Genomic DNA, 18571 nt, shown 5'->3' on the forward strand with positions numbered 1-18571 from the left:
AGCCTTCGGCAGCTCCTACATGGAATCCGTATGGCGATCAGACGGCGGCGTTATAGAACTGCTCGCTGCTCTTCTGCTCCACCAATGCCTGCTCAATCGCAGCCTGATGCACTTCATCGGAATGCTCTTCACGGGCTTCCGGCTGGATGCCCAGGCGCGCAAACAGTTGCATGTCCTTGTCCGCCTGCGGGTTGGCGGTGGTCAGCAGTTTGTCGCCGTAGAAAATCGAGTTAGCACCGGCGAAAAATGCGAGGGCCTGCATCTGCTCGTTCATCGCTTCGCGGCCGGCGGACAGGCGCACGTGGGATTGCGGCATGAGAATGCGAGCCACGGCGAGCATGCGGATAAAGTCGAACGGATCAACGTCTTCGGCGTTTTCCAGCGGCGTCCCGGCGACTTTCACCAGCATGTTGATCGGCACCGATTCCGGATGCTCCGGCAGGTTGGCCAACTGGATCAGCAGATTGGCGCGATCATCCAGCGACTCGCCCATGCCGAGGATGCCACCGGAGCAGATCTTCATCCCCGACTCACGCACATAGGCCAGCGTCTGCAGACGCTCGCTGTAAGTACGGGTGGTGATGATGCTGCCGTAGAACTCCGGCGACGTATCGAGGTTGTGGTTGTAGTAATCGAGGCCGGCTTTGGCCAGTGCTTCGGTCTGATCCTGATCGAGACGACCGAGGGTCATGCAGGTTTCCAGGCCCATGGCCTTCACGCCTTCAACCATTTTCAGCACGTACGGCATGTCTTTCGCCGACGGGTGCTTCCACGCCGCGCCCATGCAGAAACGTGTCGAACCGATGGCTTTGGCGCGGGCAGCCTCTTCGAGGACTTTCTGCACTTCCATCAGCTTTTCTTTTTCCAGGCCGGTGTTGTAGTGACCGGACTGCGGGCAGTACTTGCAGTCTTCCGGGCAGGCGCCGGTCTTGATCGACAGCAGGGTCGAAACCTGAACGCGGTTGGCGTTGAAATGTGCACGGTGCACCGTCTGCGCCTGGAACAGCAAGTCGTTGAAGGGCTGTACGAAGAGTGCTTTGACTTCGGCCAAAGACCAGTCGTGACGCAGGGTGGCAGTGGTGCTCGCGCTCATGGGTAGTTCCTTGGTTATGCTTGGCTGGCGGCTGCGGGAACGGAATACCCACAGGCGCTACACGGATGTTCGGCATATTTAAGGAAGAGCCATGCGCTGTCAACCACGATACGAAGGACCGGTTTACATCTGTTTAAATAATGTACAACTCTGCTTGCTTTGCGATGAGCCGGCAGACGCAGAAATGCCAATCTGCGTGGCCTGTGAAACCGAACTGCCGTGGCTCGGCGAGCACTGCGTCACCTGCGCTTTGCCGTTGGTCGCAGCGGGCCTGACCTGTGGTGAGTGCCTGCTAGAGCCGCCGGCGTTCGAACAGGTGGTGGCGCCGTGGCTGTATGGCTTCCCGGTCGACAGTTTGATTACGCGGTTTAAACACAATGCGAAATGGCCGTTTGGCCACCTGCTCGCCGACGTTCTCGGGCAATACCTGCAACATCGCTTCGATGAGGGTTTGCCAAGGCCGGAGGCGTTGTTGCCGGTGCCGCTGGCTGGTAAGCGTCTGCGCCAGCGCGGGTTCAACCAGGCGGCTATGTTGGCGCGCTGGTTGAGTCAGTCGCTGGATCTGCCGTGCGAAGAACAGGTTCTGCGGCGAGTCAAGGAGACCGACGCCCAGCAGGATCTTGATGCCAAGGCGCGTAAACGCAATCTGCGCAATGCTTTCAACCTCATGCCGGATGCGCAGATAAAAGACCGACATTTGGCGTTGGTTGATGATGTGCTGACTACAGGCGCGACTGCTCAAGCGCTTGCGCGTCTGCTGATGAACGCAGGCGCTGCGCGGGTCGATGTCTATTGCCTGGCCCGCACGCCAAAACCCGGAAGCTGAAGCCAACGCAATCCCCCTGTAGGAGTGAGCCTGCTCGCGATAGCGTCATCATTGCCAACATTTATGCTGACTGATCCACCGCAATCGCGAGCAGGCTCACTCCTACAAGGGATCTCGGCTCGACTTGACTCTCGCGTCGCTAGCGGCCAACTTCACGTCCCACCGCCACAAAAAAAAGCACCCCATCCATGTCCATGCCCTCCCTGTTGTCCCAGCACATCGTCCGCCGTCCGCAGCGCATCGCTTTGCTGCAACACATCGCCGAACAGGGCTCGATCACCCGCGCGGCGAAAAGCGCTGGCCTGAGCTACAAAGCCGCGTGGGATGCCATTGATGAGTTGAACAACCTGGCGCAAAAACCATTGGTCGAGCGCGCCGTCGGTGGCAAGGGCGGTGGCGGCGCGAAACTCTCCAGCGAAGGCGAGCGCGTTTTGCGTCTGTACCAAAAACTCCAGGCCTTGCAAGCGCAGGTGCTGGAAGCGGCGGAAGACGCCAGCGACCTCGATCTGCTCGGGCGCTTGATGCTCAGAACCAGCGCACGTAATCAGTTGCACGGCAAAGTCGTGGCGATCGAAGCGCAGGGCCGCAATGACCTGATCCGTCTCGAACTGGCCGAAGGGCTGTGCCTCGACGCGCAGATCACCCACGACAGCACCGTGCATCTGGAACTGCAGGCCGGTACCGAAGTGGTCGCGCTGATCAAGGCTGGCTGGCTGGAATTGCTCGGCAGCGCGCAATCTGCAACGTCTGGTCACAATCTTCTGAAGGGCACTATCGAAGCGATTCTCGACGCCGAGGACGGCCCGAGCGAAGTACGGATTACCCTGCCCAACGGCCATACCCTCTGCGCCTTGGCTGAGCCGCTCGATTTGCGCACTCGCGGGCTGACCGTCGAGCAACCGGTGCAGGTGCAGTTTTCGCCGTCCAATGTGCTGATCGGCACGCCGCTGTAATCAGGCGCTGCAACGAAAGCGTCATCGACGCTCATTAAGGTAGCTGCCAAAACCAAGCAGGGAGCCTGATGTGAGCCTATTAGAAGAAAACCAATCCACTGACCTGGAAAAAATGGTCGGCCTCAGCCGTCGCGGCTTCATCGGCGCCGGTGCGCTGTGCGGTGCAGCGATGTTCCTCGGCGGCAGTCTGTTGAGCCGCAGCGCGCTGGCCACCGGCGTCAGCGCCGGCAACAGCCGCCTGCTCGGTTTCGAGAGCATTCCCGCTGCGACCACCGATGTCATCACGCTGCCCAAGGGCTACAAGTCTTCGGTGCTGATCAGCTGGGGCCAGCCATTGCAGAAAAACGGCCCGGCCTTCGACCCGAGCGGTAACGGTACCGCGGCCGCACAGGAAGTGCAGTTCGGCGACAACAACGACGGCATGAGCCTGTTCGCCTTCCCCGACGACCGCAACCGCGCGTTGATGGCGATCAACAACGAATACACCAACTACCGCTACCTCTACCCGCACGGCGGCATGCCGCAATCGGCCGAAGACGTGCGCAAGGCACTGGCCTGCGAAGGCGTGTCGGTGATTGAAGTGCAGCGCAAAAACGGTCAGTGGCAGTTCGTTCAGGGCTCGCGCTACAACCGCCGCATTCACGGCAACTCGCCGCTGCGCATCAGCGGCCCGGCGGCCGGTCACGAACTGATGAAAACCGCCGCAGACAAACACGGCAAGAAAGTCCTCGGCACCTTCCAGAACTGCGCCAACGGTAAAACCCCATGGGGCACTTACCTGACCTGCGAAGAAAACTTCACCGACTGTTTCGGCAGCAGCAACGCCCAGCAGCAGTTTGACCCGGCGCAAAAGCGCTACGGCGTCTCGGTCGCCAGCCGCGAAATCAACTGGCACCCGTACGACCCGCGCTTCGACATGGCGAAAAACCCCAACGAACTCAACCGACACGGCTGGGTGGTCGAGATCGATCCGTTCGATCCGCAATCGACTCCGGTCAAACGTACGGCGCTGGGCCGCTTCAAACATGAAAACGCCGCACTGGCCGAGACCGACGACGGTCGCGCCGTGGTGTACATGGGCGACGACGAGCGTGGCGAATTCATCTACAAATTCGTCAGCCGCGACCGCATCAACCACCGCAACGCCAAGGCCAACCGCGACATCCTCGACCACGGCACCTTGTACGTGGCCAAGTTCGATGCCGGCGACAGCAACCCCGATCACCCGAAAGGCCAAGGCCAATGGATCGAGCTGACCCACGGCAAGAACGGCATCGATGCCAGCAGTGGTTTTGCCGATCAGGCCGAAGTGCTGATCCATGCGCGCCTCGCCGCCAGTGTCGTCGGCGCGACGCGCATGGACCGCCCGGAATGGATCGTCGTCAGTCCGAAAGACGGCCAGGTCTATTGCACCCTGACCAACAACGCCAAGCGCGGCGAAGACGGGCAACCAGTGGGCGGACCGAACCCGCGCGAGAAGAACGTCTACGGGCAGATCCTGCGCTGGCGCACCGACCGCGACGATCACGCCGCGAAGACGTTTGCCTGGGATCTGTTTGTGGTCGCTGGCAACCCGGGCGTGCATGCCGGGACGCCGAAGGGTGGCTCGAAGAACATCACCCCGCAGAACATGTTCAACAGCCCGGACGGTTTGGGCTTCGACAAGGCTGGGCGCTTGTGGATTCTGACTGACGGTGATTCGAGCAACGCCGGGGACTTTGCCGGCATGGGCAATAACCAGATGCTGTGTGCCGATCCCAAGACCGGTGAGATTCGCCGGTTCATGGTTGGGCCGATTGGTTGTGAAGTCACGGGGATCAGCTTCTCGCCGGATCAGAAAACCCTGTTTGTCGGGATTCAGCATCCGGGGGAAAACGGGGGGTCGACCTTCCCTGAGCATCTGCCGAATGGCAAGCCGCGGTCGTCGGTGATGGCGATTACCCGTGAGGACGGCGGGATCGTCGGCGCCTGATCCACCGCCTTCGCGAGCAAGCTCGCTCCCACAGGGGATCGCATTCCAAATGTAGGAGTGAGCCTGCTCGCGATGGCGTCAGCACAGACACCAACCACCTCCCCCGCTGCCATCTGCGCTACCATGCTGGGCCGGACGCGGCAGCCTGCTGCGCGCAGGAGTCAGCATGGCCCACCCGTTTGAAACCCTCACCCCCGACCTCGTGCTCGATGCCGTTGAAAGCATCGGCTTCCTCAGTGATGCGCGTATTCTGGCGCTCAACAGCTACGAAAACCGCGTCTATCAGGTCGGCATCGAAGACTCCGAACCGCTGATTGCCAAGTTCTACCGTCCGCAGCGCTGGACCAACGAAGCGATTCTCGAAGAACACAAGTTCACCTTCGAGCTGGCCGACGTTGAAATTCCGGTCGTGGCACCGCTGATCCACAACGGCGAAACCCTGCACGAGCATGCCGGCTTCCGCTTCACTCTGTTCCCGCGTCGTGGCGGTCGTGCACCTGAGCCGGGTAATCTCGATCAGCTGTATCGCCTCGGCCAGTTGCTCGGGCGCATTCACGCGGTCGGCGCGACCAAGCCGTTCGAACACCGTGAAGCCCTCGCCGTGCAGAACTTCGGCCACGCCTCGCTGAACACCTTGCTCGAAGGCAATTTCATTCCGAAAAGCCTGCTGCCGGCCTACGAGTCCGTCGCCCGCGACCTGCTCAAACGCGTGGAAGATGCTTACGCCAACACACCGCACCAGAACATCCGCATGCACGGCGATTGCCACCCCGGCAACATGATGTGCCGTGACGAGATGTTCCACATCGTCGACCTCGACGACTGCCGCATGGGCCCGGCGGTGCAGGACATCTGGATGATGCTCGCCGGTGATCGTCAGGAATGTCTCGGGCAGTTGTCGGAATTGATGGATGGCTACAACGAGTTCCACGATTTCGACCCGCGCGAACTGGCACTGATCGAGCCGTTGCGCGCCTTGCGTCTGATGCACTACAGCGCCTGGCTGGCGCGCCGTTGGGATGACCCGGCATTCCCGCACAGTTTCCCGTGGTTCGGCACCGAGCGCTATTGGGGCGATCAGGTGTTGGCGTTGCGTGAGCAATTGTCCGCGCTCAACGAAGAACCGCTGAAACTCTTCTGATTCAAACCTGAACCCTGTGGGAGCGAGCTTGCTCGCGAAGGCGTCATGTCAGTCAGCTTAATGTTGAATGTCAGTCCGTATTCGCGAGCAAGCTCGCTCCCACAGGGGTTGTGTGTTCACAAATTTCTGACCAATCAGCTACGGCACTCGCCGGCAAACCTCCTTACAATCCCTCCTTTGTTAGCTGCCTAAGCAAGGATTCTGCATGCAAGCCGCCAACCCGCGTCGCGGGTACATTCTGGGCCTGAGTGCCTACATCATCTGGGGTCTGTTCCCGATCTACTTCAAAGCCATCGCGGAAGTGCCGGCCGTCGAGATCATCATCCATCGGGTGCTGTGGTCGGCGCTGTTTGGTGCGCTGTTGCTGATGGTGTGGAAACACCCGGGCTGGTGGCGCGAGTTGCTCGACAACCCCAAACGTCTGGCGATTCTGGCGTTGAGCGGTACGCTGATCGCTGCCAACTGGCTGACCTACGTATGGTCGGTGAACAACGGGCGCATGCTTGAGGCGAGCCTCGGTTACTACATCAACCCGTTGGTAAACGTGCTCTTGGGCATGTTGATTCTCGGCGAACGCTTGCGGCGGATGCAGTGGATTGCGGTCGGTCTGGCGGCGGTCGGTGTCGCGCAACAGGTGTGGCAGGTCGGCAGTCTGCCGTGGGTGTCGCTGGTGCTGGCGCTGACGTTCGGCTTCTACGGTCTGATCCGCAAACAGGCGCCGGTCAAGGCGTTGCCGGGGCTGGTGGTGGAAACCTGGATGCTGGTACCGATCGCGATTGCCTGGCTGCTTTTCAACCAGACCGCGACCAGTGCGCAACCTGAGTTCTGGACTACGTCCCAAGCCTGGTGGCTAGTAGCGGCCGGGCCGGTGACGTTGGTGCCGCTGGTGTGCTTCAACGCCGCCACGCGTCACTTGCCGTACACCACGATCGGCTTCCTGCAATACCTGGCGCCGACCCTGGTGCTGTTGCAAGCCGTACTGCTGTTCGGCGAGCACTTGTCGTCGAGCACGTTAGTCGCGTTTATCTTCATCTGGGCCGGTCTGGCGGTTTACAGCGTCGATGCGGTGATCAGTTTGCGTCGGCGCAGCTGATCAAAAAACGCACAAACCCTCGCAGGCCACGGTTCTCGTGGCCTGCATCGTTCCTTCCCAAGGTTATCCACAGCGTGATCCCCGCCGTTTGTGCGCAAGTCACTGAATGTTGGCGGTTTTTTGATCAGTTCCGCGCAAGCCCCGGCCGGCTTGACGCTGCGCCCGGTCTCTACAGGTTATCCACAGGCAGGTGCACGTTTAAACTGGATAACCTGATCGCCCCTTAAACGTCTGTGCGTAACACCAGTTCGACCATCAGATCGTCGGCCAGGGTTTCCAAACGCGACTGCAAGACATCAAGCGACAGGGTCAGCGGTACCGCGAGAATCGCCTCGGCGTGAAACAGCGGCTCACTGCTCATCGGCGCTGGACGCACTTCCGTGACCAGCCTTTCCAGGTTCACACCCTGCTCGCTCAACAACCGGGTGATGTCGCGCACAATCCCCGGCCGATCATTGCCCACCAACTCCATGGCAATCGGTTTCCAGGTGCAGGACTGCTCAATGCCACTCTCGGCAATCAGTACGCGAATGCCATGCGTCGACAATGCTTGTAGGGAATCGACTAATTCGTCGTAAGCCTCTGCCGGCACGCCGACCCGAAGAATCCCGGCAAACTGCCCGGCCATCCGCGACATCCGGCTTTCCAGCCAGTTACCGCCGTGCTCGGCGATGCATTGGGCGATGCGCTCGACCTGTCCGGGCTTGTCCGGGGCGAAAACAGTGAGTACGAGATGGTCCATGGCGTCGCCCTCTTGTCATGACTTTTGTTATAGAAGGGCAAGTATAGGCAAGGGTCGATTTTGCGTTGAGGCGACCGACGCTTTCGCGAGCAGGCTCGCTCCCACATAAACCGCTGCCATAGCAGCCAAATAGCATTTATGTGTACAACTTTTTATATTTAGCTGGAACAATCCAATGGTTTTTTGAGAACATCCCGTTCCGCGATGTGACCGCAATGCGACATGAGGTCGCAGAACGACGTAATTAGTCTGATTTTCACAAGCGCAACTCATCATGTAGTATGCCGCAGCGCGCACTACATAACGCCGGATCGATGTCTGCCCAAGGCCTGCTCGCAACCCTGAAAGCCCCGTCAGCAAGGCCCCAAGCCTTTGATTGGTCCCAGCCCAGCCGCCCGCAATGGCATGTACTGGTCGGCAGGTTTGTGGTTTAAATGGCCAGAGGCTTCATTGTCAAAATTGAAGAGCTGAAAAGCGAAATAGCTGAGCAGAGTGAGGCAAGCAATGACTGAACACGTTCAAGTCGGTGGCCTGCAGGTCGCCAAAGTCCTGTTCGACTTCGTGAACAACGAAGCCATTCCCGGTACCGGCCTCACCGCCGAAAAATTCTGGGAAGGTGCCGACAAGGTCATTCATGACCTGGCGCCGAAGAACAAAGCCCTACTCGCCAAACGCGATGACTTCCAGGCTCGTATCGATGCCTGGCACCAGGAACGCAACGGTCAGGCGCACGATGCCGTGGCCTATAAAGCCTTCCTGCAAGAAATCGGTTATCTGCTGCCAGAAGCGGCTGATTTCCAGGCAACGACGCAAAACGTCGATGATGAAATCGCCCGTACCGCCGGCCCGCAACTCGTTGTGCCGGTGATGAACGCCCGCTTCGCTCTCAATGCCTCGAACGCCCGCTGGGGTTCGCTGTATGACGCCCTCTACGGCACCGACGCGATCAGCGAAGACGGTGGCGCGGAAAAAGGCAAAGGCTACAACAAGGTGCGTGGCGACAAAGTCATCGCCTTCGCCCGTGCTTTCCTCGACGAAGCCGCGCCATTGGCGGCTGGCTCCCACGTCGATTCGACCGCCTACAAAATCGCTGACGGCAAACTGTTGGTCACCCTCAAGGGCGGCAGCAACACTGGCCTGCGCGACGATGCACAATTAATCGGTTTCCAGGGCGACGCCAACGCGCCAATCGCGATCCTGCTGAAACACAACGGTCTGCATTTCGAAATCCAGGTCGACGCCACCACCCCGGTTGGCCAGACCGATGCCGCCGGCGTCAAAGACATCCTGATGGAAGCGGCGCTGACCACCATCATGGACTGCGAAGACTCCGTGGCCGCTGTCGATGCCGACGACAAAGTGGTGATCTACCGCAACTGGCTCGGCCTGATGAAGGGCGACCTGGCGGAATCCGTGTCCAAGGGTGGCCAGACCTTCACCCGCACCATGAACCCGGATCGCACCTACACCGCGCCGAATGGCGGTGAAGTGACCCTGCACGGTCGTTCGCTGTTGTTCGTGCGTAACGTTGGCCACCTGATGACCATCGACGCGATCCTCGACAGTCAAGGCAACGAAGTGCCGGAAGGCATCCTCGACGGTCTGGTCACTTGCCTCGCGGCGATGCACAACCTCAACGGCAACACCTCGCGTCGCAACACCCGCACCGGTTCCGTCTACATCGTTAAGCCGAAGATGCACGGTCCGGAAGAAGCAGCGTTCACCAACGAACTCTTCGGCCGCATCGAAGACGTGCTGGGCCTTACGCGCAACACTCTGAAAGTCGGGATCATGGACGAGGAGCGCCGTACCACGGTCAACCTCAAGGCCTGCATCAAGGCAGCCAGCGAGCGCGTGGTGTTCATCAACACCGGTTTCCTCGACCGCACCGGCGACGAAATCCACACCTCCATGGAAGCCGGCCCGGTGGTGCGCAAGGCTGACATGAAGGCTGAGAAGTGGATCGGCGCCTACGAAAACTGGAACGTCGATATCGGTCTGAGCACCGGCCTGCAAGGTCGTGCGCAAATCGGTAAAGGCATGTGGGCGATGCCCGACCTGATGGCGGCGATGCTTGAGCAGAAAATCGCTCACCCATTGGCCGGTGCCAATACCGCTTGGGTTCCGTCGCCGACTGCTGCTGCGCTGCACGCGCTGCACTACCACAAGGTCGACGTGTTCGCCCGTCAGGCCGAATTGGCCAAACGTGCCCGCGCTTCGGTGGACGACATCCTGACCATTCCGCTGGCGGTCAATCCGAACTGGACGCCAGAGCAAATCAAGAACGAACTGGACAACAATGCCCAGGGCATTCTCGGTTACGTGGTGCGCTGGATCGACCAAGGTGTTGGCTGCTCGAAAGTGCCGGACATCAATGACGTCGGCCTGATGGAAGACCGTGCGACGCTGCGTATCTCCAGCCAGCACATCGCCAACTGGCTGCGCCACGGTGTGGTCACCGAAGCGCAAGTGATGGAAAGCCTCAAGCGCATGGCGCCGGTGGTGGATCGTCAAAACGCCAACGACCCGCTGTACCGTCCGCTGGCACCGAACTTCGACAGCAACATCGCCTTCCAGGCGGCGGTCGAACTGGTGATCGAAGGCACCAAACAGCCGAACGGCTACACCGAGCCGGTATTGCACCGTCGTCGTCGCGAGTTCAAGAAGGCCAACGGCCTGTAACTTGCGCTGAATGCCGGACATGAAAAAGCCCTGATCGAAAGATCAGGGCTTTTTTGTTTGTGTGGTGTGGGCTGGTATTTGTGGTGGGCTTGAGATCCATCCCCCTCACCCCAGCCCTCTCCCCCAAGGGGGCGAGGGGGAAAGGGAGCAGATTGGGGAAGCTTCAAGTTCTGAGTTCGACTCGGTAATTTCAAGTCGGTGTACCTTGCACATCCACCTCGGTCAGTCCCCTCTCCCTCTGGGAGAGGGCTAGGGTGAGGGGCTTTTAAGGATCGATACCCAACTCGTGTTTGACCAGACCGAGCAACTTGCCCGTATCAATCGGCTTGAGCAGAAAATCCACCACGCTCAAATGCATCGCCGCAATCGCGTCTTTCACATCGGCATCGCCGGACACAATGATGATCGGCATCGCCGCCCGCACCGACTCACGCACTTGCCGAATCAGCTCAAGCCCACCGACATGGCCCATACGCAGATCGGTGATGACCAGGCCGATCGAAGGTTTGTCTTCAAGCATCTTCAGCGCCGTTTCGCCACTGGCCGCGGTCATGCAACGAATACCGTCCAACGCGAGAATCTCCGACAACAGCTCCCGGGCGTCCTTGTCGTCATCGACGATCAGTACGCGCTGCGGCGGCAAGTCGGGTTCGAGCATTACAGCGCTGAGCGCTTCACGCTCGGCGTCGCTCAAAATATCGTGGTCGGACATGGCATTCTCTACGTTTTCAAATCAATCACCTGGCACAGTCGTCAGACATCGCTAAGCAGAGCTTCAATGTGCACTTCGTCGGATTTTTTTCCAAGGGGGCAAACAAGGGAATTTCCGACTGTTTGCGTAGGGCATCTCCGAAACTACGCCAATGGTGGCAAAACCTAGACTTACGTCCAATGGGCACCCTGTCCGTAGGGGTCGACCATGGCCGTAACGATCCGACAACAACAATTCGAAAAAGACTGCGGTAATGGTTATGAGTAAAGCGGACGCCTTCACCCAGGCAGGGAAAACCGCGGTATTGCAGAACATTCAGGGCACCCTGCAATTCCTCCAGCGCTTCCCGCCCTTCAATCAGATGGAACACGCCCACCTCGCGTATCTGGTGGAGCAATGTCAGCTGCGTTTTTACGGCCAGGGCGAAAGCATCATCAAACCCGCCGACGGCCCGGTCGAACACTTCCATATCGTCAAACAGGGTCGGGTGGTCGGCGAACGTCAGCACATCACCAAACCCGGCACCGAAACCACGTTTGAAATCACCACCGGCGAATGTTTTCCGCTGGCCGCGTTGCTCGGCGAACGCGCGACGCGCACCGAGCATCTGGCCGGCGAAGACACCTTCTGTCTGCAACTGAACAAACTGGCGTTCATCAAGCTGTTCGCCCTCTCCAACGCCTTCCGTGATTTCGCCTTGCGCGGGGTCAGCAGCCTGCTCGATCAGGTCAATCAGCAAGTGCAGCAAAAAGCCGTGGAAACCCTCGGCACCCAGTACTCGCTGAACACTCGCCTCGGCGAACTGGCCATGCGTCACCCTGTAACGTGCAGCCCCGACACGCCACTACGCGAAGCGGTGAAGTTGATGCATGAGCAGCAGGTCGGCAGCATCGTCGCGGTGGATGAGCACAAGGCACCGCTGGGGATTTTCACCCTGCGCGATTTGCGCCATGTCGTGGCCGAAGGCATCGGTGATTTCAGTGAAGCCATCGAGCGCCACATGACGCCTTCGCCCTTCTATCTTTCGCCGGATCACAGCGCCTTCGATGCAGCGATTGCCATGACCGAACGGCACATCGCGCACGTCTGTCTGGTCAAGGATCAGCGTTTGTGCGGCGTGGTCTCCGAGCGCGATCTGTTCTCGCTGCAACGGGTCGATCTGGTGCATCTGGCGCGGACCATTCGCAGCGCGCAACGCGTCGAACAACTGGTGAGCCTGCGCGGCGAGATCGGCCAACTGGTCGAACGCATGCTCGCCCACGGTGCTTCTTCGACGCAGATCACCCACATCATCACCTTGCTCAACGACCACACCGTATGCCGGGTGATCGAACTGACCCTCGCGGAAAAAGGTGACCCCGGCGTGCCGTTCAGTTGGTTGTGCTTTGGCAGCGAAGGCCGCCGCGAGCAGACGCTGCACACCGATCAGGACAACGGCATTTTGTTCGACGCGCGAGACGCGGCGCATGCAGCAGAGATTCGCGGCAAGCTGCTGCCGATTGCCCAGCAGATCAACCAGAGTCTGGCGCTGTGCGGCTTCACCCTGTGCAAAGGCAACATCATGGCCGGCAACCCCGAACTGTGTCTGTCGCGCGCAGAATGGGCACGGCGCTTTGCGGCGTTTATTCGTGAGGCGACGCCGGAGAATCTGCTCGGGTCGAGTATTTATTTCGACTTGCGCGTGGTCTGGGGCGATGAACAAGGCTGTGAACAACTACGCCGGGGCATTCTTGATCAGGTCGGTGACAACCGTTTGTTCCAGCGCATGATGGCCGAGAACGCTCTGCGCAACCGTCCACCGGTGGGGCGTTTCCGCGAGTTTGTCCTGGCGCGCAAGAACGGCGAGAAAGCCACGCTGGATCTCAAGGTGCAGGGGCTGACGCCGTTCGTGGATGGCGCGCGACTGCTCGCACTGGCCAATGGCATCGACGCCAACAACACCCTTGAGCGCTTCCGTCAGTTGGTCGAAAAAGAGGTGATAGAGCGACTGGATGGCGCGGCGTATGAAGAGGCCTATCACTTCATTCAGCAGACGCGCATGCAGCAACATCAACTGCAGACCCGCGAGAACCAGCCGTACTCCAACCGCGTCGACCCGGACAGTCTCAATCACCTCGACCGGCGCATCCTGCGGGAATCCCTGCGCCAGGCGCAGCGCCTGCAAAGCAGCCTGACCTTGCGGTATCAGCTATGAGCCTGTTCTCGTGGCTGCGCCCGGCGAGTGCGGTGGTGCCAGTGGATTTCCAGCAGCGTCTGGCGCAGCTGCCGGCGATTACCGAACTGCGCGAATGCACGTTGCGCGAACAACGTTGGGTGGTGCTGGATCTGGAAACCACCGGACTCAATCTGAACAAGGATCGTGTGCTGTCGATTGGCGCGGTAGTGATCGAAGATGGCGCGATCGATTTCAGTCAGCAGTTCGAACGCACGCTGCAATGCCGCGAGCTGAAGCTCAGCCCCAGCGTGTTGATTCACGGCTTGGGGCCGAATGCGATTGCGGCGGGCAGTGAGCCGGCCGAGGCGCTGCTGGAGTTCATGGAGTTTGTCGGTGACAGCCCGGTATTGGCGTTTCATGCACCGTTCGATCAGCACATGCTCGGGCGCGCGTTGAAGGAGCATCTGGGGCACAAGTTGCAGCAGGTGTTTCTGGATGTCGCCGACATTGCACCGCTGGTGTGTCCGCAAGCGAATATTCGTGAGGCCGGGCTGGATGAGTGGATCGACTGGTTCAAGCTTGAGGTGTTCGAGCGGCATAACGCGAGCGCCGATGCGCTGGCGACGGCGGAGTTGGCGTTGATTCTGTTCAGCCGGGCGCGGGGGCAGCAGATTCATAGTCCGTTGAATTTGCAGCAGCGGTTGAGTCAGTGGAAGCGGCGGCAGCAGGCGCCTTCGTTCTGAAGTTGAGTCAAGTCCAAGATCCATCCCCCTCACCCCAGCCCTCTCCCCCAAGGGGGCGAGGGGGAAGGGAGCAGATCTTCATGTTGTCCGCCCCGGAGTTCGACCGAAGAATTTCAGGTCGGTGTATCTCGAACATTCACCTCGGTCAGTCCCCTCTCCCTCTGGGAGAGGGCTAGGGTGAGGGTCTGCCTTTAACCGCCCACCTGACCAGTGGCCAATTGCTAACCATTCCCACCTCTGCCACAATCGCGAACAATTCGCGTTAGTTAATATTTCCCAATCGGTGATGTCCGGTGTCGTCAGTCCCAAGCCCTAACAGTGAGCTCGTCGGTGCGATGTATCGCGACCATCGTGGTTGGCTGTTGGCATGGCTGCGACGCAATGTGGCGTGTCCGCAGCGTGCCGAAGACCTGAGTCAGGACACCTTCGTCCGTCTGCTCGGTCGCGACGAAATGCTGACACCCCGCGAGCCGCGGGCCTTTCTGGTGGCGATCGCCAAAGGCTTGCTGTTCGACTACTTCCGTCGCGCGGCGCTGGAACAGGCCTACCTCACCGAACTGATGCTGATCCCCGAAGGCGAACAACCGTCGGTGGAAGAACAGCAAATGATCCTCGAAGACCTCAAAGCCATCGACCGCTTGCTCGGCAAACTGTCGACCAAGGCCCGCGCCGCTTTCCTTTATAACCGCCTCGATGGCCTCAGCCATGCCGAGATCGCCGACAAGCTCGGCGTTTCGGTGCCGCGTGTGCGCCAGTATCTGGCGCAAGGCATTCGTCAGTGCTACATCGCCCTGTACGGTGAGCCGACGTGAGCCCGGCCAGTTCCAGACCGGTGCCGGCGCATGTGCTGGATGCGGCGATTGCCTGGCAACTGACCCTCGACTCGAGCAGTCCGCTGGAGCGCGAGGAGTTCGCCAAATGGCATGCGGCCCATGAAGAACACGCCCGTGCGTGGCGGCAACTCGGCATGCTCGATCAGCGTTTCAGCGTGGCCAAAGGGCCGGCGCGCAGTGCGCTGCTGCAATCACGCGAGGGCATTCGCCGGCGAGTGCGCAAACTTGGCAGTGGGCTGGCCAGCGTCGTGGTGCTTGTCGGTGTGGGGCTTTTCGCCAGCGAACGGTTTATGCCGCTGGATTACTGGCTCGCCGATCAACGCACTGCTACGGGCGAACAGCGCACCGTGCACCTGGCGGATGGCACTGTGCTGAATCTCAATACCCACAGTGCGGTGGATGTGCGGTTCGATGACCAGCGCCGATTGATCGTCCTGCAGGAAGGCGAAATTCTCGTCGAAACCGGTCATGGCGATGCGCGCCCGTTCATCGTCGAAACCCGCGAAGGCAGCATGCGTGCTCTGGGTACGCGGTTTCTGGTCAAGCGTGAAGAAGCAGGCACGCGCCTGAGCGTGTTGCAGTCGGCGGTCGCGGCGCACCCGCAATCCAATCCTGAAGAGCAAATCCTCCATGAAGGCCAGCAAGTGCTGCTGCGCAGTGACGGATTGGGTTCGATCGTCGCGCTCAACCCCGGCGCCGATGCCTGGACGCGCGGGATGCTGGTGGTGGATAACGCACGCCTTGGCGATCTGGTGCATGAGCTCGGGCGTTATCGTCGCGGGCATCTGGGCGTGGCACCGGAAGTGGCGGACCTGCGGATTACCGGTAGCTTTCCGCTGCATGACACCGATAAGGCACTGAGCGCATTGCTGCCGACCCTGCCGGTACAGATCGAGCGGCATACGCCGTATTGGGTCACCGTGGCGAAGGCTGATATCAAGCCTGAGTAGTGTGGAGCCTGACAAATTGCCTTCGCGAGCAAGCTCGCTCCCACAGTGAAACGCATTCCAATGTGGGAGCGAGCTTGCTCGCGAAAGGGCCATTCGACACGCGAAATAAGTCCGCTCAAACGCATCAATCAGCGGCATTCAAACTTCAATAGAAATTATTTTCATCCAGCCCTATCACTTTCTGCTTTTCATCCGGCACACAGGCAATTGAGAAATATTTCCATTCAGGAGCCGCCGTATGTCCCGTTCGCTAGACACTTTGTTGCGCCCCAGTCTGCTGGCCGTCGCCATCGCGCTCAGCGCGCCGCTGATCAGCAGTCCGTTGCTCGCCGCTGAACAAGCGTCCAGCGTGCGCGCCTACAACCTGCCGGCGGCGCCACTGTCGACCACGCTGAATCAGATCGCCAGCCAAGGCGGCATTGCGCTGTCGCTGAATCCGTCGCTAGCGGCGGGCAAGACTTCGGCCCCGGTCAACGGCCAGTACGATGCGGCTGGCGCCTTGCGTGCGGCCCTGCGTGGCACCGGTCTGCAACTGGAGCAAAGCAGCACCGGCACCTACACCCTGGTTGCCGTGCCTGAAGGAACGCTGGCCCTGCCGGAAACTTCGGTCATCGGCGTGGAAAACTTCGAAAGCGCCTGGGGCCCGGTCGAAGGCTATACCGCCACTCGCACCGCTGCTGGCAGCAAGACCGACACCGCGCTGGTCGAAGCACCGCGTTCGATCTCCGTCGCTACCCGCCAGCAAATGGACGACCGCAGCGTGCACAGTCTCGACGATGCTGTGCGCTACATGCCGGGCATCACCGCCAGCAGCTACGGCAGCGACACCCGCGCCGACTGGCTGCGTGTGCGCGGTTTCGAACCGACCCAGTTCCTCGACGGCCTGCCGCTGCCAAAAGGCGTGTACGCCAACCCGAAACAGGAAACCTGGAACCTCGACCGCCTCGCCCTGCTGCGCGGCCCAGCCTCCTCGGTTTACGGCCAGACCCCACCGGGCGGCCTGCTGGACATGGTCAGCCGTCGTCCAAGTGCTGAAGCCAGCAACGAAATCCAGCTGCAATACGGCAGCGACAACCACCGTCAGATCAACTTCGCCAGCACCGGCAAGATCGATGACGCCGGCCAGTTTCTCTACGGCCTCAGCGGTGTGGTGCGCGACAGTGGCACGCAGGTCGATCACGTCGACAACAAGCGCTACAACATCGCACCGAGCCTGACCTGGAACATCGACGATGACACCAAGTTCACCCTGCTGAGCCAGTTCACCCGCGACGATACCGGCATCACCAGCCAGTTCCTGCCGGTGCAGGGCACCAAGATCAAGTCACCGCTAGGCGATATCTCCCACCACAAGAATCTGGGTGATCCGGACTGGGAATATTACGATCGCACCTACTACGCGCTGGGCTATGCCTTCGAACATCGTCTGAACGATGTCTGGCAGTTCAAGCAAAACCTGCGCTACACCAAGTCGGATCTGTCGTTCCAGTCGCTGACGCCGGGTTCCTATCCGTTCGCGCAAGTCGATGCTCAGGGCAATGTAAATCGCACCAGCACCAGCGTCGAAGAAGACATCAGCCAGTTCGCCGTCGACAACAACTTCCAGGCCGACTTCGCCACCGGCGACATCCGCCACACCCTGCTGTTGGGTCTGGACCACCAGCGCAGCAACACCAACTACACCTCGATCTTCGGTGATGGCCTGCCTACCAACGTCATCACGCCAATCTACGGTCAGCCGATCGTGCGTCCTGCGCGCTCGACGGCGTTTTACGATTACGACCAGAAAACCTACCAGACCGGCCTGTACATCCAGGACCAGATGGCCCTCGACCAGTGGCGCCTGACCCTCGGCGGCCGTGAAGACTGGGTACACACCAGCACCAAATTCATCAACAAGGGTGATGCCACCAACACCCAGCGCGACAAGGCCTTCAGCGGCAACGCCGCGCTCAGCTACGTGTTCGATAACGGTTTCGTGCCGTACCTGTCGTACGCCGAATCCTTCCAGCCGACCACGGGCGCAGACGCCACCTCGACCGGTTCTCTCAAACCGACTGAAGGCAAGCAGTGGGAACTGGGCATCAAATACCAGCCACCGGGCAGCAAAACCCTGCTGACCGCCGCCGTGTATGACCTCACCCAGAAGAACGTTTCGGTCAACACCTTCGTCAACAACGTGTCGATCACCAGTCAGACCGGCGAAGTGAAAGTCAAAGGCCTGGAGCTGGAAGCGGTTTCCGATGTGACCGATAACCTCAAAGTCATCGCTGCCTACACCTTGGCCAAATCGGAAGTGCAGAATGGCGTCGACAAGGGCAATCGCCTGCAACTGATGCCGAACCAGCAAGCGTCGCTGTGGACCGATTACACCTGGCACGCCGGCGTCCTCGACGGCTTCGGCATTGGCGGTGGCGTGCGTTACACCGGCAACACCTACGGCGACAAGGCCAACACCTGGCTGGGCAAGGCTGACGCCTACACCGTGTTCGACGCGAGCGTGCATTACGACCTCGGTCGTCTGGACAACAGCCTCAAAGGCGCGTCGCTGGCCGTCAACGCGACCAACCTGTTCGACAAGGAATACATTTCCACCTGCGACAGCTTCTACTGCTACTACGGCGACACGCGCAGTGTCGTCGCCAGCGCCACTTACAAGTGGTAAGCGATTGAGCT

Annotated in this window: 14 protein-coding genes; 11 read left to right on the plus strand and 3 right to left on the minus strand. The window is 60.1% G+C overall.

The window, feature by feature from the left end; all coding sequences use genetic code 11:
* Window positions 1-37: 37 nt before the first annotated feature.
* Complete coding sequence (bioB, locus tag ACW9IR_RS13180; protein ID WP_007910031.1) at window positions 38-1093, minus strand: biotin synthase BioB; 1056 nt, start codon at window positions 1091-1093, stop codon at window positions 38-40.
* 91 nt (window positions 1094-1184) lie between these two features.
* Between bioB and ACW9IR_RS13185 the strand changes: the two genes are divergently transcribed.
* From ACW9IR_RS13185 to rarD, 5 genes are all read left to right on the plus strand, one after another.
* Window positions 1185-1919 carry a phosphoribosyltransferase family protein gene (locus ACW9IR_RS13185; RefSeq protein ID WP_457463568.1) on the plus strand — a complete coding sequence of 245 codons (735 nt, stop codon included), beginning with the start codon at window positions 1185-1187 and terminating at the stop codon, window positions 1917-1919.
* A gap of 188 nt (window positions 1920-2107) precedes the next feature.
* The gene (locus ACW9IR_RS13190; RefSeq protein ID WP_102900110.1) at window positions 2108-2872 is read left to right on the plus strand and encodes a TOBE domain-containing protein; all 765 of its coding nucleotides are present in this window, start codon (window positions 2108-2110) and stop codon (window positions 2870-2872) included.
* A gap of 70 nt (window positions 2873-2942) precedes the next feature.
* Window positions 2943-4844: a PhoX family protein gene (locus ACW9IR_RS13195; protein WP_102900109.1), complete on the plus strand. Its 1902-nt coding sequence runs from the start codon at window positions 2943-2945 to the stop codon at window positions 4842-4844.
* Window positions 4845-5010: 166 nt separating this feature from the next.
* Entirely contained in the window at window positions 5011-5985 is a 975-nt protein-coding gene (locus ACW9IR_RS13200) for a serine/threonine protein kinase (RefSeq protein ID WP_016983182.1), read from the plus strand.
* A gap of 205 nt (window positions 5986-6190) precedes the next feature.
* Entirely contained in the window at window positions 6191-7078 is an 888-nt protein-coding gene (gene rarD, locus ACW9IR_RS13205; protein WP_102900108.1) for an EamA family transporter RarD, read from the plus strand.
* A 223-nt stretch (window positions 7079-7301) separates the two neighbouring features.
* Here rarD and ACW9IR_RS13210 read toward each other — a convergent pair whose 3' ends face one another.
* Window positions 7302-7820 (minus strand): glycine cleavage system protein R, encoded by a 519-nt coding sequence (locus ACW9IR_RS13210; protein WP_007910018.1) that lies wholly within the window; start codon window positions 7818-7820, stop codon window positions 7302-7304.
* Window positions 7821-8324: 504 nt separating this feature from the next.
* On the opposite strand from ACW9IR_RS13210, the gene ACW9IR_RS13215 reads away from it, so the two are divergent.
* A complete protein-coding gene (locus ACW9IR_RS13215) occupies window positions 8325-10502 on the plus strand; it encodes a malate synthase G (protein ID WP_108225145.1) in 2178 nt (725 codons plus the stop codon).
* A 265-nt stretch (window positions 10503-10767) separates the two neighbouring features.
* Here ACW9IR_RS13215 and ACW9IR_RS13220 read toward each other — a convergent pair whose 3' ends face one another.
* On the minus strand, window positions 10768-11214 hold the full coding sequence (locus tag ACW9IR_RS13220) for a response regulator (protein WP_102900106.1): 447 nt from the start codon (window positions 11212-11214) through the stop codon (window positions 10768-10770).
* Between the two features lie 259 nt (window positions 11215-11473).
* Between ACW9IR_RS13220 and ACW9IR_RS13225 the strand changes: the two genes are divergently transcribed.
* The 5 genes from ACW9IR_RS13225 to ACW9IR_RS13245 all read left to right on the plus strand — a co-directional run bounded on the left by ACW9IR_RS13225 (window position 11474) and on the right by ACW9IR_RS13245 (window position 18560).
* Window positions 11474-13408: a putative nucleotidyltransferase substrate binding domain-containing protein gene (locus ACW9IR_RS13225; protein WP_318264913.1), complete on the plus strand. Its 1935-nt coding sequence runs from the start codon at window positions 11474-11476 to the stop codon at window positions 13406-13408.
* Window positions 13405-14112 carry a 3'-5' exonuclease gene (locus tag ACW9IR_RS13230; protein ID WP_457463573.1) on the plus strand — a complete coding sequence of 236 codons (708 nt, stop codon included), beginning with the start codon at window positions 13405-13407 and terminating at the stop codon, window positions 14110-14112. The genes ACW9IR_RS13225 and ACW9IR_RS13230 overlap by 4 nt, the downstream gene beginning before the upstream one ends.
* 335 nt (window positions 14113-14447) lie before the next feature.
* On the plus strand, window positions 14448-14924 hold the full coding sequence (locus ACW9IR_RS13235) for an RNA polymerase sigma factor (protein WP_189684071.1): 477 nt from the start codon (window positions 14448-14450) through the stop codon (window positions 14922-14924).
* Entirely contained in the window at window positions 14921-15895 is a 975-nt protein-coding gene (locus tag ACW9IR_RS13240; RefSeq protein ID WP_457463575.1) for a FecR domain-containing protein, read from the plus strand. The genes ACW9IR_RS13235 and ACW9IR_RS13240 overlap by 4 nt, the downstream gene beginning before the upstream one ends.
* Window positions 15896-16133: 238 nt before the next feature.
* Window positions 16134-18560, plus strand: coding sequence for a TonB-dependent siderophore receptor (locus ACW9IR_RS13245; protein ID WP_102900102.1), 2427 nt, complete (start codon window positions 16134-16136; stop codon window positions 18558-18560).
* The last annotated feature ends 11 nt before the right edge of the window (window positions 18561-18571 follow it).

Source organism: Pseudomonas sp. SDT291_1_S447, assembly GCF_054070155.1.

What these genes read in the sequence shown, in the direction of transcription:
- ACW9IR_RS13220 (WP_102900106.1), bottom strand. Translation starts at nt 11,214, where the DNA reads ATGTCCGACCACGATATTTTGAGCGACGCCGAGCGTGAAGCGCTCAGC.
- ACW9IR_RS13225 (WP_318264913.1), top strand. Translation starts at nt 11,474, where the DNA reads ATGAGTAAAGCGGACGCCTTCACCCAGGCAGGGAAAACCGCGGTATTG.
- ACW9IR_RS13185 (WP_457463568.1), top strand. Translation starts at nt 1,185, where the DNA reads ATGCGCTGTCAACCACGATACGAAGGACCGGTTTACATCTGTTTAAAT.
- ACW9IR_RS13190 (WP_102900110.1), top strand. Translation starts at nt 2,108, where the DNA reads ATGTCCATGCCCTCCCTGTTGTCCCAGCACATCGTCCGCCGTCCGCAG.
- ACW9IR_RS13245 (WP_102900102.1), top strand. Translation starts at nt 16,134, where the DNA reads ATGTCCCGTTCGCTAGACACTTTGTTGCGCCCCAGTCTGCTGGCCGTC.
- ACW9IR_RS13210 (WP_007910018.1), bottom strand. Translation starts at nt 7,820, where the DNA reads ATGGACCATCTCGTACTCACTGTTTTCGCCCCGGACAAGCCCGGACAG.
- ACW9IR_RS13230 (WP_457463573.1), top strand. Translation starts at nt 13,405, where the DNA reads ATGAGCCTGTTCTCGTGGCTGCGCCCGGCGAGTGCGGTGGTGCCAGTG.
- rarD (WP_102900108.1), top strand. Translation starts at nt 6,191, where the DNA reads ATGCAAGCCGCCAACCCGCGTCGCGGGTACATTCTGGGCCTGAGTGCC.
- ACW9IR_RS13235 (WP_189684071.1), top strand. Translation starts at nt 14,448, where the DNA reads ATGTATCGCGACCATCGTGGTTGGCTGTTGGCATGGCTGCGACGCAAT.
- ACW9IR_RS13215 (WP_108225145.1), top strand. Translation starts at nt 8,325, where the DNA reads ATGACTGAACACGTTCAAGTCGGTGGCCTGCAGGTCGCCAAAGTCCTG.
- ACW9IR_RS13200 (WP_016983182.1), top strand. Translation starts at nt 5,011, where the DNA reads ATGGCCCACCCGTTTGAAACCCTCACCCCCGACCTCGTGCTCGATGCC.
- bioB (WP_007910031.1), bottom strand. Translation starts at nt 1,093, where the DNA reads ATGAGCGCGAGCACCACTGCCACCCTGCGTCACGACTGGTCTTTGGCC.